This is a genomic window from Chitinophaga filiformis, from assembly GCF_900102545.1.
GTDB classification, from domain to species: Bacteria; Bacteroidota; Bacteroidia; order Chitinophagales; family Chitinophagaceae; genus Chitinophaga; species Chitinophaga filiformis.
The window spans coordinates 253,775-277,051 of record NZ_FNBN01000005.1 but is presented as its reverse complement, the minus strand read 5'-3'; the positions used below and the strand labels follow the sequence as shown (position 1 = coordinate 277,051).

Below are 23,277 nucleotides of genomic sequence, written 5' to 3'. Positions count from 1 at the left end.
CAGGCGGACTAAAAGGCCTGTTAATCCCTACGGAATACGTTTATTCAAATATCTGTTGCTTCTTATTCCATATCTCCCAATAAGTGTCTTTTGCTTCAGCGTTCAAAAAAGAAGCCTGAATCAACTCATACACTGCAGTATTCTGAGACTTAAACTTTTTGTAAATATTATGTCTTACTTTTTCCGGAATATTTAATACAATGCCAAGCGCTTCGAAATCTCTTAATTTGATATTCTTCTTTTTTCCATTGAGTAATAATGCCAGTTCTTCCTGATCCTTTGGAAATACGAGATTGACGTTCAACAAATCGTAGGCTGGGCTCAAAGCGATACTATTTTCAAGGTGCAGTAATGAGAAGTTTTTGAGGTGCATATCATTGTTTCCCGTCAGATAACAGAAAAGTAGCAGCTCAAAATATTTTAGCACATCAAGTCCGGAATTAGTACAATATGCCAGTATTAATTTCCCAGCTCTTTCATAAGATCCTTTGTACTTATTCTCTGTTGGAAACTCAGCCAGTTGACAGAAGTCCTCCACATGCACCTTTTTTCCATTTGCTCTGTCAAAACGCTTTGCAATATAAACAAGGGTTCCATCAGTAGCTCGCAGTAATGTGTGATTACAAACAGCAATGTTAAATATTTCTGCAAGATGCATTGTAAGATCTTCCGTTTCCGGCATAGCGGGCAATTCTTCATGCCGAGGTTTCAATATATATTCTCCCCATATCTCCACAATGATAAGCCTACCGTTGCCTGTATTTTTTTCCAGCGTAACAGATAATTTAGGCTGCACGCCAGTTACCGCTATATGTTTACTAATGGTCTTTTCTGCCAGATCTTTTAATAGCTGCTTGTCCATTTTTAATTCGGGCATAATTTCCGTATTAAAAAACCGTTTTGAACATCTGCTATGGTATTCTTCATTTCCGGCGTCCTTATAACAGAATAAACAATTGGGCATATTATTCAGTTTCATTTACAGGTACAACACTCACTGCACCGATCGTATCTTTGCAGGTAAGTAATAATAATTCAAAGCGATCATTCCCTTTAACTTTCCAGTGCTCTTTGGCAATATTTAATAACCAGCCTTCAGGAATTAACCCATCAAAAAAAGCAAACAGAGTAGTACTGTAGTAGGCTTCTTTTCTTAAAGGCATCGTCAGACTTATTGGCTTTGCCGATTTATCAGCTAAATAATCTTCATGGTAGACAAACTTATAGCCAGTATCAGATTCTATAACAAAACCAGCCAATGAACTGCCATAATATACTTTCCCTGTTTTACTCATGATCTCTTGATTTAGGTGCTGGTACGAGTTCCATCCCAAATAGGGACAACAACTGATTAACTTTGTCCATACGCATAGATGTTTTTCCCTGCTCAATTTCACGAATCAGGCGTAATCCCAGCCCTGACTTTAAGGAAAGGTCTTCCTGGGTTAAACCATTTTCTTTTCGTTTCGCCTTAATAACTTTTGATAAGGTCTCCATTTTATACCCTTTAGGGTATAAAAATAGCATTTCTTTTTATAATTATACCCTTTAGGGTATAAAATAAGAACAGGTGGTTAAACTATACCCTAAAGGGTATAGTTTAGATAGAATAGCCTACACTGGAAACGTCAATCCATTGGGAAAATTGAACGATTCCTTCTAGCTTTATGGCAAAAAAAAGTTCAATACCTGGCCCTCCAACTCGCCAACTTTAAAGCCTCTAAGTCGAAAAACCCGGAGGCTTCCCTAATGGAGAACAACTTATAAAACTATGGAACAGGATTTCCCCATATCTTCCTTTCTGGAGATAAAAAAACACCTCGGCACAGAACGAAAGAATTTTGAAAAAGACAAAGCCATCTGGACAACCGTCAGAGCCTCCCTTACTGATGCTGAAGCCAACCAGCTGGACGAACAGTTTAAGACCATCTTTGAAACCACCACAGACCCGCAGCTCTTAGAGCAGCTAGTGCAAAAAGGCGCCTCTGCCAGATTGCTGGAAAACTATGAACTGGGTTCATACAACCTGGCTATGGTTGTCCAGGAGCTTGCCGATGCCAAAAACAACGAAGAGCTGGAAATTGCCGCCGGCATTATCAGAACAACGATTATTGCAGGCGCAGACATCAACAGGCAAAAAGCATATTGGGGAAATGGAGGCAGGATTGCTATCGACTGGCTCTCTATATATCTGGCACGTGCCTCAGACCGATATGGCTTTCTTAGCACTATGGATCAATACCATTATTGCTACAGGATCTTTACATGGATAGCAGTAAATACCGCGATCACTGAAGATATGCATGGTGACATCCATCCACTTTATGGATTCCTGATTTGCCTGAAAAACGCTCCTGAAGTAGAAGATCTTCAGGAGAAATTAATATTGCAGATGATGGCGCTTGATTGGCACATCTTTGCTATGTCGCATGAAGACCTGACCACCTCCTTTTTCAGCCGCATTGTTAACTTCAATCCCAGATTCCTGACGCTGATCGTTCCATATGAACATGAACAGCTTAAATCCTACCTGGACATTGTACAGAAAAACATCGGTCCTATGGTCATTAAGAACTTCTTAAATGGCTTTACCAGCAATAATAAGGCAAGAAAATATTTCAGGGCATTCTTTTCTCTCAGACCTCACTGGTTGTTAAAACTGATCCTCTCCGGCGCGCCGGAAACGGTCTTCAACCTTGTCAAAAGGAATGAACAGGACCTGCTGATCCCATTCCTGAAACATTATAAGCGGGAGATAGCTGAACTAAAGGATGAAAACAACCATACCTTATTACAACATGCTATGACATCCAGAAAGGTGGTGGAGAATACTATTCAGCTTTTACGTCAGTATGGCCAATAGGCGTAAGCAGCTCCTTTAACCAATAAAGTGAATTTGTATACAACTATCCTGAATTAGTATACTTCGCCGCGGATAATCCGGAGGACCTTTGCCTAAGATTTAAAAGAATAAAATGCAAAAGGTAATCTTAATTATAGGCGCAAGCGCAGGAATGGGCAAAGAATCTGCTAAAAAACTCATTCAGCAAGGTCATACAGTTTATGCTGTTTCAAGGAGATTGGAACTGATGCAGGACCTGAAAGCCTTGGGCGGTATTCCCATACAAATGGACGTAACTAACGAAGCGGATATCGATAAAGTAGTTGCTACCATTATTAAAAAAGAAGGGAAGATAGATGTGCTCTGGAACAACGCCGGATATGGTCTCTATGGTGCTGTTGAAGATATCCCGATTGATGAGGCAAGGCAACAGTTTGAAGTGAATATGTTCGGGCTATCATCCGTGACACAAAAAGTAATACCCTATATGCGGCATGCAAAATCAGGCACTATCATTAACACTTCTTCCATGGGAGGTAAAATGTATACGCCAATGGGCGCCTGGTACCATGCATCTAAACATGCGCTTGAGGGCTGGAGCGATTGTTTGCGCCTGGAATTGAAGTCCTTCGGAATTAATGTGGTAATTTTGGAACCGGGAGCAATCATTACAGAATGGGCCGGCATTATGGCAGACAATGTGAAAAAGTTCTCGGGCAATGGTGCTTACAAAGGACCTGTTAACAACCTGATGGCTGCCTTAAAAAAGAATGAGGGTACAGGCTCCGCACCAGCTGTCATTGCAGATGCCATCCACAAAATAGTGAACGCCAGGCGCCCAAAAACACGCTACAGAGTGGGAAAATGGGCTAAACCAATGGTTTGGATGCGTATTTATCTAGGAGACAGGCTATTTGATAAAATCGTAATGAACATGGTGAAATAATTATGAGCAATGTCATTCACTTAGAAACAATAGCCGACCTGAACAAGGTGCTTCAGCAGTCTAAAGGAAGACACCCTTTGGTATCGGTCGTTGATCTTACTAAAGTTGAAGAGTCATTTGAACCTGGTGTAAAAGTAAGCACTGGGTTTTATGCTGTCATGTTTAAAAACTATTGTATCAACAAAATAAGGTACGGTAGAAATTATTATGATTTCCAGGAAGGAAGCCTGGTCTGTATACCACCCAAACGGGTGCTTACTTTAGATGAAGGAACGGAAAAAAAGGATGATGCTGTTGGCTGGGGTATATTCTTTCATCCTGATCTGATCAGCGGAACCTCCCTTGGCAGGAAGATAAAAGAGTACACATTCTTCTCCTATGAAACCAGCGAAGCCCTGCACTTATCTGAGAAAGAAAAAAAGGTCCTCGTTGACTGTGTACAGAAGTTAGATGCCGAATTATCCGAAAACATCGACAAACACAGCCAGACTTTAATTGTCTCCAATATTGAATTGTTGCTTAACTATTGCGACAGGTATTACGACAGGCAATTCATCACTAGGAAGAATGTAAACAAGGATATATTGAGTGAAGTTGAAAGAATACTTGGTTCCTATTTTCAGTCGCCGGGCCAGACCGGACAAGGCCTGCCGACGGTTAAGTACCTGGCAGAACAGGTACATTTGTCCGCTAATTATCTGAGCGACCTGCTGAAAAAAGAAACTAATATGAACGCGCAGGATCTGATACATTACCACTTAATTGAAGAAGCGAAAGCCTTATTGCTTAGTTCTGATAAATCAGTGAGTGAGCTGGCGTATTCGCTGGGATTTGAATATCCGCAGTATTTCTCCCGGTTGTTTAAAAGCAAGACGGGTATGACACCGGGGGAATTCAGGAATAAAAACTAACTGACAAAGCGCCTTCAAATCTTACGACTTGAAGGCGCTTCACTTTCAGTTGACTGTTCTATATAAAACCCGATTATTGAATCATCAGCTTTGTACTTATCACTTTTTTCTTCTTACTGCTAACATCAACATGATAGATACCAGCTGGTATAGATGAATCGACAGTAAAAGTAGTATTCGCTTTTGCTGATTTCTTCATTACTACCTTGCCAGACATATCAGTAATTGTTACTATCAAATCCGTAACAGCGGGATCAGCTACACGGATAGCAAAACTATGCTGCGTTACAGGATTAGGATACACAGCATTAGTATATTGGGGCGCAACTGTACTGGTTGCAACTGTATTTCTTCCGGCAGATTCAGTACCGTTAGCCTCAAAATGTGACCATCCATATGGGCCAACATAATGAACATAATAATTACCATTCACTCTTGCAGGAAGGCTATTAGACCAGGTATTGGTGTAGTTAACCCCATTGATCTCCAGGAGCGTCAGATTCCATGAATTGATGTAAGAAATATTACCCGAGATAACAAAGCAATACTCTCCCGTACCATCCTGTTTGAATGGAAGCGTTACAGGAGAAGGATTACTACAATTCCCCTGGTTGGCAGTTGGAGTAAAGTTGGCAGTGATCGATACATTAGCATTTACTGTAATTATGACAGGGTTGATTGTGTCTGATACAGCACCACTCCAGTTACTGAACTTATATCCACTTGCAGGTGTGGCAGTAATGGTAACCTGGGTTCCTTCCGCATACATACCTCCTGTAGGATTCAGTGCAACAGATCCGGAACCGGTTACTGCTGTGGTGACGGTATACTGTTTGGGCACAACCACATTGGTAACAGTGATGCTGGAGCTGGAAGTGAAGCCACCATCGGTAGTAGTGGCTGTAATCGTAGCCTTGCCTGCCGCCAGGGCGGTTACAAGACCACTGCTATTTACGGTAGCAATAGCAGGCGCACTGGAAGTCCAGCTCACCGTTTTATTGGTAGCATTGGAAGGCGCTACAGTAGCCGCGAGCTGCTGTGTCTTATTGATGTCCAGAGAGGCAGTTGCAGGACTTACACTTACCCCTGTAACACGTACTACCTGTGCAGGTGTAGGCGTGCTACCATATACCAGTACATTATCCACATAAAGAGGAATGCTGGAAACTTCCTTCAGCGTACCGTCAAGATCCTTTGACGACCAGTCGTTTCCGGGATTCCAGGCCGTAGCATTCGCTTCATAAGGCAGTCGTATACGTATCTGTGACTCTTTCCTTGACTCTCCCTGTCCGCCGGGCCAGATCTTAATACTGGTATTGAATGTTACTTCAGTATAGTAGATGTGCTGAATAGAATCCCAGGGCTTCAACTGGGTAAAGGTAACGTCTGCATTGTTGGATGAAACAACATAGCTTGCCGGCGTGTAACCGGCTGTCAGGCCTTCTGAAATATCAATAAACAAACGGAAGGCATGTTTGGAAGCAATACGTGAAGGCCAGGCGGTATGATTGTTTACCCATACGGACCATTCGGTATAAGTATTACCGCTGCCATTCAGTCTTGCTTCGATCAGGAATTCTCCGGAGGGTGTTTCAGCAACCGGGAAATTTGCCAGCGGGGTTCCGCCATAATCTTCGACAAGCTTTGAAAGCAAGCCTGAGAAGCCGGCGTTATAATCACAGGCAACTTCATTGTTTACATAGTTGGAGCGAACATCTGTGTAGGCATCGTCATTTCCCGGACCGCCTACCAATGCACCATACAAGGTATGTCTTGTTGCTGTAGGAGGACCATTCAGGTTATTTGACCAGCATCCATGAGCTGTGCGATGATGTGGCTTAGTAGGCGGATTATTACCGAAGCCACATACAAAGCTGCGATTACCCGGATTGCTACCCAATGCATAGTTCATTTGCCGCAGGGCGAAATTATAGTACTTTGTTCCCTTTGCTGTTGTTGTAGCAACATCCTTGTAATAGGTTGCCAGAAAACTGGTATTGATAGCATATCTCAAAGCACCCCATACATCCAGAAAGGCCAGGCCACCGGGTGTATAGGTGATACGTTGTCCGTTATAACCATCCGTCCAGTAGTCGAGGTGCCGTTCTATATCTTCTTTGTATTGCGCTTTACCTGTGAGCTTTGCCAGCAGAGCATAACAGCCGTATGACTTATCATCCCAGGCGAGGCCCCATTTATAAGATTTAATGGTACTCTGTGGTTCTGAAGACAGGTTAGCATAATAGCTTTCTGCCTTGGCCAACCATGCAGCATCACCGGTAGCACGATATAGCCATATAGCGCCCCATACCAGCTCGTCATTATAACCGCTGAAAGACTGATAATATCCGGCAGCATCGGTAATAGAACTGGAATATTTCCCACGGTAGTTGTCCGCGAAATTATATAACTGTATGGCATGGCTAAGCAATGTGGCACTGTAGGTCGGATCGTCTGTTTTGAATACAATGCTGGCGGCCGCCATTGCTGCAGCTGTTTCGCCGGCAAGGTCTGAACCAGGATGCGTCTGATCAATCTTGTATGCCGGACGGGACATGGCCATTACTTCTGCCGATCCCCACCAGGCATGATCAGTACCACCATTACCTACCTGTCCGTACAACTCATTGGGAGCAGTATGACAGCGTATAAAATAATCATTTACAAAACGAAGGTTGCTCTTCAGGTATTTCATTTGTCCTGAGGCATTATATCCTCCCGCAAAATCTATTGCTCCCCATGCCAGCATAGTTGCAGAGAAGGCCATCGGGAAATTGAATTTAACATGATCTCCTGCATCATACCAGCCGCCTGTTAAATCATGGCCTACATCACTGCCGTCAGTCAATGCTGAATTGGCACGCCAGGTTACGCGGTTGTCTGCAGGAAGCTGGCCGGAGCGCTGACATTCATAGAAGAACATCGACTTCTGCAAGGCTTCTGCGTAGTTAAAACTCTGTGCATAGGTTAGTTTGAGGGACACCATTAGTAGAATGGCAGCAATCAGACTACATCTTTTTTTCATGGTCTTTTAATTTTGAAGGTACTTGTTGGATCAACTGAAAATAAAAATGTAATGCTTCCGCCGCAGGATGCAGCAGATCTGGAGAGGGAACGGTCTGTAAACAGATACTATGCGGACACTATGTACCAATGCCTACTACATTGGATCCTATCTGATGCCAGCAGGTGTTGTCAGTTGAATAGTTGTTATTAATCCGATATGGTTTGTAATTATAGGTTAAAAGGGTTTTAATATTTATACCAACGAACAAAAAGAAAGCAGCATCTTTTTCCCATTGGTAAGGTGAACAAATATGATTGCACAAGTTTACGGGAATTATATGCGATAAACAAGCACTTATTAAAAAAAATGTACATTAGACACTTATATATAGTTTAATATTAAAGAAGGGCTATCGCATATAGTATTAGCTCGCCTTTGAGAAGAACATACAATTTTTCACCATTGACATAATAGGACAACACCTTTCGTTTATCTGCCGGAAGATAAAAACTACCAGCATAGCTGCCGTCTTCAAGATGATAAGTATCAATTACAGGATGCTGCCTGAATGCATCTTCTGTTTCATTATCAGCCCGCAGATCAGATTCGATGAACAGTAAGCGGTCATTCGCAAAGGCGCGCTTATTGACCTTCACACGGGGCGCAGATGCATACAGCTTCTGCATTTCACCGGCGCCTCTGCCTGTAACCTGGATCCCGCTATTTAAAACGGTGTCAATAGTATGTTGTTTATAACGTAATTGCATATCACTATCCATACAATAAATACCATTTTCAAAATAAGGTATATAAAACAAGCGGTCCTTTTTGGCATTACTACATAAGATTCCGTCAGTAGAGAAACCTGCATCTGCCTTTTCAGATAAAAGAGCAGAGCTATATTGCTCACCATTGTGAATATTAATACGCATAAACATGGGCTGAGAACTGCCTGCTGAAAACCCTCTGATCACTACCAATGAATCAGATAACTGTAATGACTTTACAAATGGGCCGGCCGATAATTTTACAGAGTAGAACTGCGCTGCCTGCAAGTCCTGACTGAATAACTTTCCGCTGTTATACTCATGCACATAAATGTGCCCGGCATCAGCAAAGAAACTCACCGGAGGTTTGAATTGCTTATTCACGTTAAGGTATACCGTGTCTCTGATACGTAGGTTATCATCAAGACGATACACCTGCCGATGCAAAGGTTCGGATAAATAAAGACTATCGCCCCAGCCAAACAACCGCTCCACCGTAAGTGGCAATTGATATGAAAGTTGCTGACGAACATTCATTTTAAGCCATTGCCTGTCAAAACCATTCTTCTTATCATTCGGCATACCTGATACAGCGACCAGCACAAACAAACAAGCCAGTGCCGCCATCATCGTACAAGTGATGAATATTAAAGTTCGTTTCATAATTGTAAAGCAAAGAGGGAACAGAGACTACCCCGGAAGTAGTCTCTGTTGAGTGAATATGGGACCAGGCAGCTCATCGCTACCCGGCATCGTTGCGTCGCATTTCCTTCAACGACACTGCTACTATGAGCAGATCACCGAAGGCTTACAGATCTGTCAGGAATACTTCCCAAACGTAGGTCTTCCCTTGCGACTGAAATGTAGTGGCACAACAGAAATATGAATCGCCACTACAGTTGGCAGCACTGTTAGGATCTGCAACACTCTTTACAGAATTGCCGAATGACAGGATGAGGTTACCACCATAAGTGGCAGTACGATCTGAGGGAAGTCCCGGAATAGTAACTGTGCGGTAGCAGGCATCCTGTGTCTTTTTAACGATAATACCGGCGTTAGTAGAAACGGTTAGTCCAACGGCAGCAACAGCTACCAATGCAGCAAAACTGATTTTAAGCTTTTTCATGTGTTCTCGTTTATGATTAGGAAATAATAACAGCCAAAACGGCTGCCTCCGCTTATGCAGGAGAAGAGGGTCCTGTTTTATTGATCAATAAAGAGTTAAGACAATAAAATATGTTGCCTGCGGAGCACCGTTAGCCGGTTTTGCAGCAATATGGCGATTGCTGTAAGCAGGGTAAGAATCAGGTTCACCAGCAGGTGCTGCTCCCAGGTTAACAATTCAATGATACCACCACAGCTACAGGGCAGATCATAAGCGTAATGCAACATGACATACACATAACCGGTAAACAGTGTCATCAGAAATAACGACGCGTACAGGCCTGCTACACGCGTTCGTTTAAAGATGAGCAGTGCAGCAATTACCAGCTCCACCGCAGGTACCATGGCGGCTACCCAGGGAGCTACATGTTGCAGAAAAGGAGAACGGCCTGCTTCAAATCTGAATTTATCATATTGAATCAGCTTACTGAGGCCAGTGTAAATCCAAAGTAAAAGCAATACGGCAGTAATTGCTTCAATGGCTAAATTGAGCGCTCTGGTTTTCATATGGAAATGTTCAATGCAGAATGAAAGAAAGCTGGCGGGGCTTAGTGTTTCATTGGATTTTGTAATGGAATTATCTTTTTGGTCAACAGGTCAACTTCACGTGGTTGTCTACTTGATAAAAATAGTAAAAGCAGATGAGAATTACAATACTTTTTCGGTTAACTGGTATGTAAGTGTAAAGAGGAAGACTCAAAAGTAAAATCGGGCATTGAGAGTTGTCTAAATGACTATCTGGCCCCATCAGGTATACGAATGAAAACAGGGTGTATCATACTTTTGATACGCCCTGTTTGAAAATAAGGAAAAATAGAACTTTCACAGATGTTTTAAATGGTTATGTTCTCTTATAATCCTGCCCTGTTCTCCTCTTCATTTTTATTCACCTGCTTCGCTTTGTAAGTGGATTTTCCAAAACTATAGTTCAGCGATAGCACTAGCCGCTGCTGGCCATACCAATGAGATAGCTGGTTATTGATGATCTGTTTTTGGCGGAAAACAATTGTAAAAGTAGTGCTGTTGAACATGTCATAATAATTGATACGCGTATTCAGCTTCCCTTTCAGCCAGGTACGCTGCAACCCCATATCAACATTCCACAAAGGCTTCGCGATATAGAGGCTGATACCGCTGAGTGAGCGATACGCATAAGACACATCAAACGTGAATTGCTTAGGTAAAGTAAATACCTGGCTTCCCCTGATGGAGTAGTCTGTTACTCCCACGGCATAGGTAACTCCATGGTAGGGAATCTGTTCTTTTCTGTAATCGCTGCCAATATTATGTTGCATCCGCCACCATTTTGTAACAGTAAGGGGAAAACTAACCGTTATGTTGGCAAAATCTTTATGGGGCATGTTTTTTCCCAGATATTCCAGCACATTGGTAACGGTATCATACTCAGGGTACCTGAGCATGGCATCTGTTTCCCGCCCTGCATTCAAAGTAAACGTAAACGACCTGATAGTGTAAGTTAAGGCCAGCGTATTGGTTTTGGATGGCAGGAGGTATGGATTGCCCACTACATAGTTCAGGGGGCTGTTGTAGAACCGGAATGGATTCAGCTGGGGAAAAGTAGGGCGGGTAATACGGCGGGCAAAAGAGAGGCTTATTTGTTGATTTTCATTAATCGTATAGGTGCCGCTTATACTGGGCAACCAGGTAAGGTAGTTCCGTCTGGTGACCTGGCGCTGTGTAATTGAATTGGCTACGCTATGAGTGTACTCAGTGCGCAGGCCCGCTGCGAGATCTAATTTACCCAGCTTCCTTTCGTAGGAGAGGTAACCAGCGGAAATGTATTCATCGTAGTGAAAGTTATTAGACCGCCCGCTGTCCGGTACGAAAAGATGTTCCGTATTCAGCGTATCATAATGAATGGCATTCCGGGTGGAGGTGTATACAAACTTGCCTCCGAGGCGGAAGATACCGTAGCCGGTTTCCCGCGAAAGATCTGCCTGCATGGTACGGATACGGATGTCCTGCTGTAAGGCTGTTTTCCAATAATCCTCCAACGCTTTACTGATGATATCACTCGTCTGAATATCCTCCCGCTGCCGGGTATTAGCCTGTACGAATGAACCTAATAACTGCAACTGGGTCTTCCCCCATTGGCCGGAATAATTCAGGTTAACAAGATAATTACGCTGGGTGGGATCATACCGGTTCTCGCTTTGGGTGTTAAAAACCAGGTGTTGTTCCGTTGCATCTGTTGTATGAAGCGTATTGTATGCAAAGGCGTCCCGGTTTATCAGGAAGCCGCGGAACTGCAGTTCAATATGCTGGTTCTTCTTAAAATTGTAATCTGCTCCCAGCTGGTAGCTAAAGTTATTATTACTCGTAGGCACCTTATTATTGGTAGCCATAATATCGGAACTCGCCAGGTGCTGCAGGGCCGAATACCGGTAGATGGTGGTCCCTTTCGTATAACCCAGGCGGGCCGTATAGGTAAGTTTAGGAGTTTTGTAGCTGAGTTGCAACTGATTATCATTATAAGTATAGGCATTCCGCTGTAAACTGGCGTTTATATTTCCACGCCAGCCCAGGGTCATATCCTGCTTCAGTCGGATGTCAATGATTGCTTTGTACTCCGCGTCGTATTGGGAGGAAGGGTTATTGATCAGCGCGACAGACGCGATCATATCGGATGAAAGACCCGCCAGGTAAGTTTGTAATGCCTCGGGGGTCATCAACACCGGCTTCCCGTCAATAAAAACCGCCGGTGTGATCCTGCCGTACAGTAAAAGGGCACCATCCCCTCCTACTTCCAGACCTGGCACCTTTTTCAAAACGTCAAAACCATTGGCCGCTGTTCTGAACAAACGGTTACCGGCTACGGTCATTACCAGCTTATCGGCTTGTTGCCGAACGGCCGGAGGGGCTGCATTCACTTCTATCGCCTGTAATTGCCGGGTGCTCATTGTTGAATCCTGCGCCCTGACATACAGGCTAATCATCACAAGAAAAGAGAAAAAGAAAAGGACTTTCGTCATCGATTATAGGTTTCCTCAAACGTAATAAGGGTTCCAACATCGATGGTCTGGCTTTGCAAATCAGGAGTCCGGAATTATAAATCCGGACCGAAGTAAAATCGTAGCAGTTAGATTTTCAATGAGTTATTACTAATTCGTTTTCATAGCGGTCTCCTTAAAAAGTGCCGGAGTGGTATCCGTTACCTTCTTAAAGGCAGCATAAAAAGTAGACTTGGAATTGTACCCTACCTCGTATCCAATGGCCTCAAAGGTAAGATGTTCCATGGTCATGATTAGTTTACAGGCTTCGTTGATGCGATATTCATTGATATAGGTGGAAAAGCTTTTACCCAGATTATCGTTCAGCAGCTGGGACAACTGGTGAGCCGGGATATTGATGGCGCGGGCCAGGTCGCTGAGTTTAAGATTGGGATCTTTATACAGCGCCTTATTCATGATCACCTGGCCAAGTTTTTCAGCCCAGGCCTGGGCATCGTTATCGGCTATCTTCTTCTTTTCAGGTTTGTTAGAAGATGCTGCCTCAGGGGCAGTGAGCAGTTGATCCATCCTGGAGCCTTGCACAAAGTAGAAAATAGTAAGATACAGGATGGAAGTGAACGTAATCCCCCCAGCTATATATATGCCATATATCACCCGCAACAAGGCCAGCAGGTAAACCAGGAAAAGCAGGCAATTGGAACCATATACCCATAACCAGAACTTTTCCGAAGCATTCAAACCGGAAGGGGTCACAAAAAAGCGCTTTAAAGTATGCCGGAGCAAAAAGCCTGTAGCGACTATGTAAATGCTCCATACCACATAAATGGACTGGGCTACAAAATGATTCCATAAGTCAGGATAAGCCTGATAAGGGAAAATAGCACCTCCCAGCACTATTGCTCCCAACAAAACACCCCATTCCCGTTTCCAGTTGGCCGGTATAACGGTCACCTTTCCCATTGCAGCCCTGAAAAAATAATACAGGGAAGGGCCAATCAGGAAACATGCAGAAAGGCCTATCTGCAAATACCCCTTGGGTAACTGAGGATTGAAATAGATCAGTACTGATTTGGCTACACGGACGCTAATCACCAGCAACAGGATACCTAAAAGAAGAAATGGAATAGTTCTTCCCTTTTTACCCAGGATATAAAGTCCAAGTACGAGGCCGTTGAAAGCTCCCAGGGCACTCAGGAAAAACAATATTTGCTGGCCGATATTCATGTGGATGGGTGTTAATGGGCGTAAGACAAATATATATAAATAAAGAAGACCTGCTCCATCTTGAATATTTCCGCATTGCGAAAACCATTTTCCCAATTTGATAAATCATCCGCTGTTTCCTCCTTTAGATTTGCGCCGCGTTACAATATTCTATTCATCAGCTAATCAGCCTATATATGCATACTAAATTTAACCAACTGTTTAAACTTCTGTGCCTGCTATGTACCGTACTCACAAGCACACCAGCCTTTTCTATTGACGAACCTCTTTCTGCCATTAAAGGAACGGTAGTGACCGGAGATGGTAGCCCGGCCGTTTTTGTACCGGTACAGATCAAGGAAAAGAACAGAGGTACCATGACAAATGAAAAAGGAGAATTCTTATTTAAAAGAATGCACGCCGGACATTACACGCTGCAGGTAATGCTGATCGGTTATAAAGTAGTGACAAAAGAAGTAGATGTTGCACAGGATGAAATCGTGAATGTTACTATCCAGCTGGAAGCTACTAATCAGCAACTACAGGAAGTGATCATCAACAGTGCGAGGAATAAATATAAAGTGGATGCTGTATCTGGCTCCCTGCGCCTTAAAACACCATTGCTGGAAATACCACAGAATATCCAGGTGATCTCTGCCAGCCTGCTGGCCGACCAGCAGACCTTCGATATTGTGGATGGCATCACCCGCAACGTGAGCGGTGTTACCCGTGTAGGACATTGGGATAACCAGTATGCACAGATCCGCATGAGAGGCTCCAAGATCCCTGCTTTCCGTAATGGTATGAATATCGAAGCCAGCTGGGGACCTACCGCAGAAGATGCGGCCATGATAGAACGTATTGAATTCGTAAAAGGCCCTGCAGGTTTTATGCTGGCTAATGGCGAACCCGGAGGATTCTATAATGTAGTGACCAAGAAGCCTACCGGCGTCACTAAAGGATCTGCCAATATCAGTATGGGGAGCTTCAGTACTTACCGTGCAGCGCTCGACTTTGATGGTAAACTGAGTAAAGATGGTAAACTGTTGTATAGATTAAATGTTGCTGGTCAGCAGAAAGATTTTTATACCAAATACAACTACAGCAACCGTTATCTTTTTGCTCCGGTGCTGAAATATATAGTAGACGACAGAACATCCATCACAGTTGAATATACCTTCCAGGGTTCCAAATATCTCGGCAATGGCAACTATCAGTTCTCCAAAAAGAAGCTGCTGGATGAAGGTATCTCCAATGATTTCTTCTATGGTGATCCATCCCTGGAACCTGGTAAACTAAGAGATCATAGCGCTTATGTTTACCTGGATCATCAGCTGAATGATAAATGGCAGGCGCATGCACAGGTAGCTTATTTTAATTTCAGCATGGTGGCCAACAGTGTATGGGCAACCAGCGTAGCTGAAAATGGTAACATGGTGCGTTATTTTAGTATCGGTGACGAAGCTGGTGAAAACAGGTTTGCACAGATGTCCCTCTCCGGAGAAGAATACACAGGCAGTATTCGCCACAGGATACTGGCAGGTGTAGATATGGGTAATAAGAAATTCTGGGGCGATTTCCGTACACTGACGCCATCTCTGAACCTGGCAGGTGGAAAAGTGTTTAACGTATACAATCCGGAGTACGGTATTCCATTCGACTCCATTCCAACCATAGATCGTTCAAAGAGTGTAAGAACCAGGGCAGGACAAAGCAATTATATTTCATCAGTGAATTATACCTCTGTATATGCGCAGGATGAACTGGGATTCTTTGATAACAAGCTCCGTCTTTCCCTCGCACTGCGGTTCACACATGCTGAAACAACAGGTAAGACAAAAACGGCAGATATGAAAGATGATATCGTTACGCCCCGCGTAGGTCTCAGCTACTCCATTGATAAATCAACTGCCGTATACGCACTATATGACCAGTCTTTTGTACCGCAGTCAGGACTGGATTCAAACCTGGTACCGTTCAAACCTGTTAAGGGTAATGACATTGAAGCAGGTATCAAGAAAGACTGGTTTAATGGCCGCTGGTCTGCAGCAGTGAGCGCTTACCGCATTGCACGTCAGAACTCCAAAGTAGCATTGGGTATTAAAGACAGTCGTGGCGCTGATGTATCTATTGCATTGGGAGAAACTGTTACAAAAGGTATTGAAGTAGATGTCAATGGTGAAATCGTACCAGGTCTGAATGTGAACGTCAACTATGCTTATACCAATTCCAAGATCACAAAGGAAGCACCTAATACAGAAGCCAGCAAAACAACAGTAGGTAACATCACACCAAACACTGCTGCACATGTTACTAATGGCTGGCTTTCTTATCGTATTAATCATGGAGCATTCACAGGGTTTGGAGCTTCCGGCGGTATCCAATGGCAGGCAGAACGCGCCGTAGGTACTACCAAAGTGTCCAATATTCCAAACTACTTCCGCACAGATGCAGGCCTGAACTACGCCAGAGGGAAATATACCGTTTCCTTCCTGGTGAATAATCTGCTGGACGACCGCAAACTGCTTACAGCCGCATCACTGCCTGCAAATGCATCCGGCTATTATAGTTACATTGTGGAAGCACGTCGTAATTTCCGAATGACGATAGGTTACCGTTTCTAAAAAGATAGCTACTATGTAATAAAATAGTGCCCGCATCTAAAAACGCGATTGTTGTTTAAGCAACACTCGCGTTTTTTTTATAACATACTAACTCAAGTACTCCGCCCCTTCATTTCATACAACATATTGACCACTCATCCCAGCTTTCAATGGTCAATTTAAAGGAATTGTTATCCTATTGTAAAGTGCTTTGATCGATGGATTCCTTGTGAATACTTTTGCATCTCCATAGCTATGGTTCTTTGACATATCAGCATCTCTACTCCTCCAGCAATCCTTAACAAATTAAACTACATGAAGCGAATGTATTTACTAAAATTAAGGTCATTCTGTAGTGTTGCAGGTAAGGCATTTTCTGCTTTACTCATCGCAATGCTGCTGAGTTTTTCTGTCTTTGCTCAGACGAATGGCACTATTAAAGGTATAGTAACAGACGAGAACAATGCACCACTTCCCGGAGTGACTGTGTCTGTAAAAGGAACCACTACCGGAACTATTACAAATGCAAACGGAGCCTACACAATTGTCAGTAAAGGACCAGCAGATGTGATCCTCTTTACACTAATGGGATCCCTTCCAAAGGAAGTTACTGCAGGAGACAAAAAAGTGATCAACGTAACACTGGTTACGGATACAAAACAATTGAAAGATGTAGTCGTAATCGGTTATGGTACAGTTAGTAAAAAAGATGTAACAGGTTCAATTACTACTATCAAATCGGAAGAATTTAATCAGGGTGTACTGACTACTCCCGCTGAATTATTACAGGGTAAAGTTGCAGGTCTGAACGTAACTAAAAGTGGTGACCCTAACGCAGCTCCTGCAGTGGTATTAAGGGGACCTTCCACCATCCGTACTACCGGTGGTGCGATGGAGCCATTCTATGTAATTGATGGTGTGCCAGGTGCGTCTATCGACCTGCTGGCGCCGGCAGATATTGAAAGCATTGACGTATTAAAAGATGCTGCTGCTACTGCTATTTATGGTGCGCGTGCTGCCAATGGTGTAATCATCGTTACTACGAAAAGAGCAAAAACAGGGCAGACAAGACTTTCCTACAACGCGTATGTTGCGATGGAAGAAGTGTCTAAACAACTGGACATGCTGACTGGTGATGAGCTGCGTGCCTATCTCAAAAAGAATGGTCAGACCTTAATTCCAGACCTGAACGATGACGGTTCCAATACAAACTGGCAGAAACTGGTGGAAAGAAAAGGTTATTCTCATAATCATAACGTTTCTTTTGGTGGTTCCAATGCTACTACCGACTATGGTGGCAGCTTCAACTACCTGAAGAATGATGGTATCCTGCGGAATACTTCCCTGGAACGCACAACTGTAAGAGGTTACGTTACTCAGCGCTTCTTTGACAATCGGTTGCGTTTAGGTCTGACGGTGACTAATGCTCACACTAAGAGCAATGATATTGTTCAGGCACAGGTACTGTCTAATATGTTATTCTACTTACCAACTGTAAGTCCTTACAATCCCGATGGTACTTATAAAGAATATTATGCAAGAACTGGTAGTGGTACACTGAACCCGCTGTCACTGATCAATAATAACTTCATCAAAACTGATGACAGCAAAACGTTGATTACAGGTCTGGTACAGGCAGATATTTTCAAAGGACTAAAATACACTTTGTCTCTGTCTTCCCAGAGAAATCAGAACAACTATAACAGCTACTACAACCATGCTTCAGGCCTGGCTGTTAATCTGAATGGTGTGGCTACAAGAAAGGCTTATCAGAATACAAGTACTGTAGTGGAATCTTATTTCAATTACGACAAAACATTTGGGGCACATAGCCTCAAATTGCTGGCTGGTTATACTTATCAGCAGGACCGTACCAACGATGGTTTCGGCATCACCACACAGAACTTCTCCAATGATGCTTTGACTTATAACAACTTATTCCTGTCCAATCCGGCGAATACATCACAGATAGCGTTCGACAATAATCCGATCTCTACCCTCAGACTGATCTCCTACTATGGTCGTGTACAATATTCTTATGCAGACAAATACCTGTTCATGGCCTCTTTGAGGAATGATGGTTCATCAGCATTTGGTATCAACAACCGTTGGGGATACTTCCCTGCAGTTTCTGCGGGCTGGAATATCAGCAGTGAGCCTTTCATGAAGAATGTTGATCTGATCAGCGTACTGAAACTGAGAGCAGGTTATGGTGTATCCGGTAACAGTGCAGGCTTTAACGCATTCTCTTCCCTGTTGATCTATGGTACGCCTGCAGGCAACTCCAAGTTCCTGTACAATGGTAACGTGACCAACGCTATCGGTCCTGTGCGTAACGACAACCCTGATCTGAAATGGGAAGCTACCGCTACTACCAACATCGGTCTGGACTTCGGTATCCTGAAAGACAGGATCAGCGGTTCCGTTGACTACTATATCAAGAAGACTTCTGACCTGATCTACGATCAGTATCCGGTATCTACTACACAGTATTTCGTACCCACTTATACGGCCAACGTAGGTAGTATCAGGAACAGTGGTATTGAGCTGGCATTGAGCGCTACAGTGGTGAAATCTCATGGCTTTACCTGGAGAACAAACCTCAACCTGGCGCACAACAAGAACGAGATCACCAATCTGTCTAACGAGAAATTCGCCATCAACTATATCCAGACCGCACAGCTGGGTGGTAAGGGACAATCCGGTAACTACAGCCAGATCATCCTGCCTGGTTATGCTTTAGGTACATTCAACCTGTGGCATTACATGGGTAAGAACGACAATGGTGTGAGTACATACCAGAAAGCTGATGGTACTATTACTGCTACGCAGCCGCTTACCACAGATGCGAAACTGGCAGGTAATGCACAGCCTAAGCTGATGTACGGATGGAGCAACAATTTCTACTATAAGAGCTTCGACCTGAATTTCCTGGTGCGTGGTGTGTTAGGCAATAAGATCCTGAATGCGACACTCGCAGGTCTGAATAACCCAGTGGATTCAAAAATTCAGAACATCCCTCATTTCACTACGAATGAGTCTTACAATGACATCAACGGCTACCTGATCTCTGACCGTTTCTTAGAAAGCGGCTCTTATCTGCGCCTGGATAACCTCTCACTCGGTTATACCCTCAAACCACATACACAGGCAGTAAAGAGCATCCGTTTCTATGCTACCGCCAATAACCTTTTTGTGATCACCAAGTATCGTGGTATAGATCCTGAAATCAATATCGGTGGTGTTACGCCTGGTATTGACAACAACAACTTCTATCCTAAAACACGTACTTATATCGTTGGTCTGAGTGCTTCATTTTAATTAAGGAAATGAGTGTTCCATAGGGAACAACAAAAAAATATTAAACGGATGAAAAAGAGAAATATATTCATCACTGCGCTTGCAGCACTTGTTACGGTTAGTGCCTGCAGGAAATTAGATGTGGATGTTGAATCACAATATGTAAACGGCAACTTCCCGTCCACCTCACAGGACTATGCCGCTTTGCTTGGTACTATGTACACCAACCTGGCTTCCAACTATGCTATTGCCTACTGGCGCATGCAGGAGCTGTCAACAGACGAAGCGATCATCCCTGCGCGTGATGGTAACTTCGACGATGGTGGTCAGTACAGACAATTACACTACCATACCTGGACATACGATCATCCCAACGTGACAGGTATCTGGCAGTGGGGTTTCGGCGGAATCAACAACTGTAACCGTCTGATCAACCTGACTGTTGCTTCCAACGTGGATACTACCACAAAGGCTGCAAACATTGCAGAAGTAAGAGCTGTACGTGCGTTGTATTACTTCTTCATGATGGATACTTATGGCAACGTGCCGCTGATCACTGACTTCCCGGTAGCTACTTTACCAGCTACACAGGATAGAGCGAAGATCTTTGCATTCATCGAGTCAGAACTGAAAGCTATTGCACAACAGCTGCCATCTAAATCAACCAATGCTGCTACCAATGTATTGCAGTATGGCCGTCCTACAAAAGCAATGGCATTCGCCCTGCTGGCAAAGATGTACCTGAATGCGTCTGTTTATTTAGGTACAGACCGTAACCAGGATGCTGTTGCTATGGCAGACAGTGTACAGAACAACACCAATTACTTCCTGGACGGCAGGTTCCGTGATATCTTCTTACCGAATAACGGTCCGCAGGTAAACGAAACCATCTTCGCTATTCCTTACGATCAGCAGATTCCTGGCAACCAGTTCACACGTTTTGGTTTCTATTATTACCTGGCGCAGGCATACGGATTTAACGTTGGTTTAAGTATCGCGATGAGCACTACTCCTGAGTTCTACAACCGTTTTAACCTGAAAGGCGATGTAAGGAACAATACCTGGCTGGTAGGTCCGCAGTTTTACCCCGATGGTAACGGCGGCTTCACTAATCAGCCTGTATATTATCCAAACAGCACTACCCAGATCGTCATCACGCCAGACCTGATACTGGTTCCACCGAAACCAATGGATGTTGGTAACACCATTGCCAGCCAGGCAGAAGGTGTCCGTTCGATCAAGTACTATCCTGATCCTACCATCATCCAGGCTACCCGTTTGAATGGTAATGACGTACCGGTATTCCGTCTCGCAGACGTTTACCTGATGAAAGCAGAGGCTATTTTACGCGGAGCAACTGCCACTACCGTGAATGGCGTATTGCAAACACCTGACTATTTGGTTAACTTGCTGCGCACCCGTGCAGGTGCACCTCCCGTTGCCGGCATTGACCTGCCAGGAATACTGGATGAACGTGCCCGTGAACTATCCTGGGAAGGATGGCGTCGTAATGACCTGATCCGCTTTGGCCAGTTTGAAAAAGAATATCCTTTGCCAAACGATAATCTGAGCATGAATAAGGATACCAGAAGAAGGCTCTATCCTATTCCTATCACAGAGATCAGGCTGAATGGTAATCTGAAACAGAATCCAGGTTACGATCAGTAAGCGAATATCCACCGAACAGTTGCCTGAAACGTTGCAGGTGCTGTACAAACGACAGATCATACAAACCCAGCAGCCGGCTTTTTAAGACCGGCTGTTTTTAACAAACATATATGATGAAGGCACTTTCAGCATTGGTATTGGTAGCAGCTATGGTCCTGCTGCACAACGAAGTACCGGACAACGTGAAGATCAACAGGATGCAGGTGATCGGTTCACACAACAGTTATAAGAAGGCGATCGATCCGGCATTATTCAAAATGTTCCAGAAGCGGGATTCGGTATCTGCCAGTAAGATTGATTATGAGCACATTTCCATTGCAGAACAGCTGGATATGGGGTTATTAAACCTGGAGGTAGATGTTTATGCTGATGCAAAAGGTGGTAAATATGCGCATCCTAAAGGACTGGATTGGGCAAAAGGACAGGCGCCTTACGATGAGAAAAGTGTGATGAACGAGCCAGGATTCAAAGTACTGCACATCCCTGATCTGGATTTCCGCAATGACTATCTGACGCTGAAGAATCTTTTGGCGGAATTAAAATCATGGTCAGAGAAGCACCCTCACCATTACCCGGTCTTTATTACACTGGAGCCCAAGGACGGCGCTTCAAAAAGCAAAGAAATTACTGAACCGGAGCCATTTACTACTGCAGTATTTGATCAGCTGGATCAGGCATTAATAGATGGATTGGGTAAGGAACATCTCATCACGCCTGATATGGTGAGAGGGAAATACAAGACCGTGGAAGAAGCGGTACTCCACGACAACTGGCCTACCGTAAAAGCTGCAGAAGGTAAATTCGCTTTCATCCTTGACGCCAAAGACGCGAAGAGAGATCTTTATATTGCCGGTCACCCGGGACTGAAGGGCCGCGTTGTATTCTCCAACTCTGAGCCAGGTACTCCGGAAGCAGCGATGATGATCAAGAATGATCCTACCGATCCGGAAATCAAAGACCTGGTGGCGAAGGGATATATCATCCGTACGAGGGCCGATTCGGATACCAAACAGGCACGCGAGAACGATAAATCTCATTTTGTTGCAGCCTGCAATTCGGGTGCACAGATCATTACAACTGATTATTACCTGAAGAGCACTCATTTCAAGTCTGATTATGAGGTCAGCTTTGAAGGAAAGAAATATTGCAGATTGAATCCTTTGTTTAATAACACAGCTGCGGTGAGAAAGTAATTGCTCCTGGGCTATCTATTCGGAAGGCGTCTTGTGGAACGATGACACGTTTTGCAAGGCGCTTTTAGTTTTACAGGTATCTAATATAAGCGAAAGAGAAATACTCACAATATTCCACACCCTTTACTCACGAGGTCGTAAATCGCCTCTTCTTTGTCTTTTTCACCCCTCCTGCTTGTAGCGGGACCGCCGTAAGTTTGTATCGTTCACAACAACAAATAAGTCAAATAAAAACTCTCTGATATGACAACAACAACTAAAACCGCAATTACCGTAGAAACCACCATTCAGGCCCCAGTAGCGAAAGTATGGGAATACTGGAACCAGCCTGAACATATTAAGCAGTGGGCCTTTGCTTCAGATGACTGGCATGTACCTGCTTCCGAAAACGACTTGCGTACAGGTGGTAAATTCAGCACTACTATGGCAGCTAAAGATGGTAGTTTCAGCTTTGATTTTGGCGGCGTGTATACACAGGTGAAAGAGCACAAACTGATAGAATATACCCTGGGTGATGAAAGAAAGGTGAGCATCCTTTTCAGCAGCATTGGTGATGCTACCAAAATAGTGGAGACTTTCGAGGCGGAGGACACTCATTCCGTTGAAATGCAGCAGAGTGGCTGGCAGGCTATCCTGGATAACTTTAAAAAGTATACAGAAGCCAATTAATAAGACCTTATTCAGTATCACTATCTTGATAC

At 43.8% G+C, this 23,277-nt stretch carries 17 protein-coding genes; 8 read left to right on the top strand and 9 right to left on the bottom strand.

Annotated features, from left to right (window positions below):
* Positions 1 to 40: 40 nt before the first annotated feature.
* The 3 genes from BLR32_RS21265 to BLR32_RS21255 all read right to left on the bottom strand — a co-directional run bounded on the left by BLR32_RS21265 (position 41) and on the right by BLR32_RS21255 (position 1,497).
* Positions 41 to 877, bottom strand: a complete 837-nt coding sequence (locus tag BLR32_RS21265; RefSeq protein ID WP_245705488.1) for a HipA domain-containing protein — start codon at positions 875 to 877, stop codon at positions 41 to 43.
* Positions 878 to 965: 88 nt separating this feature from the next.
* Positions 966 to 1,295 (bottom strand): HipA N-terminal domain-containing protein, encoded by a 330-nt coding sequence (locus tag BLR32_RS21260; RefSeq protein ID WP_089834867.1) that lies wholly within the window; start codon positions 1,293 to 1,295, stop codon positions 966 to 968.
* Positions 1,288 to 1,497, bottom strand: a complete 210-nt coding sequence (locus BLR32_RS21255; RefSeq protein WP_089835081.1) for a helix-turn-helix transcriptional regulator — start codon at positions 1,495 to 1,497, stop codon at positions 1,288 to 1,290. The genes BLR32_RS21260 and BLR32_RS21255 overlap by 8 nt, the downstream gene beginning before the upstream one ends.
* A 274-nt stretch (positions 1,498 to 1,771) precedes the next feature.
* On the opposite strand from BLR32_RS21255, the gene BLR32_RS21250 reads away from it, so the two are divergent.
* The 3 genes from BLR32_RS21250 (at position 1,772) to BLR32_RS21240 (ending at position 4,699) form a co-directional block, all read left to right on the top strand.
* Positions 1,772 to 2,863: a hypothetical protein gene (locus tag BLR32_RS21250; RefSeq protein ID WP_089834866.1), complete on the top strand. Its 1,092-nt coding sequence runs from the start codon at positions 1,772 to 1,774 to the stop codon at positions 2,861 to 2,863.
* Positions 2,864 to 2,975: 112 nt separating this feature from the next.
* Positions 2,976 to 3,788 carry an oxidoreductase gene (locus BLR32_RS21245; RefSeq protein ID WP_089834865.1) on the top strand — a complete coding sequence of 271 codons (813 nt, stop codon included), beginning with the start codon at positions 2,976 to 2,978 and terminating at the stop codon, positions 3,786 to 3,788.
* 2 nt (positions 3,789 to 3,790) lie between these two features.
* Complete coding sequence (locus BLR32_RS21240; protein WP_089834864.1) at positions 3,791 to 4,699, top strand: helix-turn-helix domain-containing protein; 909 nt, start codon at positions 3,791 to 3,793, stop codon at positions 4,697 to 4,699.
* 73 nt (positions 4,700 to 4,772) lie between these two features.
* On the opposite strand, the gene BLR32_RS21235 is transcribed toward BLR32_RS21240, so the two are convergent.
* The 6 genes from BLR32_RS21235 to BLR32_RS21205 form a co-directional block, all read right to left on the bottom strand.
* A complete protein-coding gene (locus tag BLR32_RS21235; RefSeq protein ID WP_089834863.1) occupies positions 4,773 to 7,724 on the bottom strand; it encodes a glycoside hydrolase family 9 protein in 2,952 nt (983 codons plus the stop codon).
* A 380-nt stretch (positions 7,725 to 8,104) separates the two neighbouring features.
* Positions 8,105 to 9,136 (bottom strand): hypothetical protein, encoded by a 1,032-nt coding sequence (locus BLR32_RS21230; protein WP_143011537.1) that lies wholly within the window; start codon positions 9,134 to 9,136, stop codon positions 8,105 to 8,107.
* 145 nt (positions 9,137 to 9,281) lie between these two features.
* Complete coding sequence (locus BLR32_RS21225) at positions 9,282 to 9,599, bottom strand: hypothetical protein (protein WP_089834861.1); 318 nt, start codon at positions 9,597 to 9,599, stop codon at positions 9,282 to 9,284.
* Positions 9,600 to 9,694: 95 nt separating this feature from the next.
* On the bottom strand, positions 9,695 to 10,144 hold the full coding sequence (locus tag BLR32_RS21220) for a MauE/DoxX family redox-associated membrane protein (protein ID WP_089834860.1): 450 nt from the start codon (positions 10,142 to 10,144) through the stop codon (positions 9,695 to 9,697).
* A 344-nt stretch (positions 10,145 to 10,488) separates the two neighbouring features.
* On the bottom strand, positions 10,489 to 12,630 hold the full coding sequence (locus BLR32_RS21210) for an outer membrane beta-barrel family protein (protein WP_089834858.1): 2,142 nt from the start codon (positions 12,628 to 12,630) through the stop codon (positions 10,489 to 10,491).
* 129 nt (positions 12,631 to 12,759) lie between these two features.
* A complete protein-coding gene (locus tag BLR32_RS21205) occupies positions 12,760 to 13,833 on the bottom strand; it encodes a helix-turn-helix domain-containing protein (RefSeq protein ID WP_089834857.1) in 1,074 nt (357 codons plus the stop codon).
* A gap of 176 nt (positions 13,834 to 14,009) precedes the next feature.
* On the opposite strand from BLR32_RS21205, the gene BLR32_RS21200 reads away from it, so the two are divergent.
* The 5 genes from BLR32_RS21200 (at position 14,010) to BLR32_RS21180 (ending at position 23,245) form a co-directional block, all read left to right on the top strand.
* The gene (locus BLR32_RS21200) at positions 14,010 to 16,436 is read left to right on the top strand and encodes a TonB-dependent receptor (RefSeq protein WP_089834856.1); all 2,427 of its coding nucleotides are present in this window, start codon (positions 14,010 to 14,012) and stop codon (positions 16,434 to 16,436) included.
* Positions 16,437 to 16,739: 303 nt separating this feature from the next.
* Positions 16,740 to 19,736, top strand: coding sequence for a SusC/RagA family TonB-linked outer membrane protein (locus BLR32_RS21195; protein ID WP_218124233.1), 2,997 nt, complete (start codon positions 16,740 to 16,742; stop codon positions 19,734 to 19,736).
* A gap of 48 nt (positions 19,737 to 19,784) precedes the next feature.
* Positions 19,785 to 21,383 carry a RagB/SusD family nutrient uptake outer membrane protein gene (locus BLR32_RS21190; protein WP_089834854.1) on the top strand — a complete coding sequence of 533 codons (1,599 nt, stop codon included), beginning with the start codon at positions 19,785 to 19,787 and terminating at the stop codon, positions 21,381 to 21,383.
* A gap of 110 nt (positions 21,384 to 21,493) precedes the next feature.
* On the top strand, positions 21,494 to 22,576 hold the full coding sequence (locus BLR32_RS21185; protein WP_245705487.1) for a phosphatidylinositol-specific phospholipase C1-like protein: 1,083 nt from the start codon (positions 21,494 to 21,496) through the stop codon (positions 22,574 to 22,576).
* A 243-nt stretch (positions 22,577 to 22,819) separates the two neighbouring features.
* Complete coding sequence (locus tag BLR32_RS21180) at positions 22,820 to 23,245, top strand: SRPBCC family protein (protein WP_089834853.1); 426 nt, start codon at positions 22,820 to 22,822, stop codon at positions 23,243 to 23,245.
* Positions 23,246 to 23,277 lie beyond the last annotated feature (32 nt).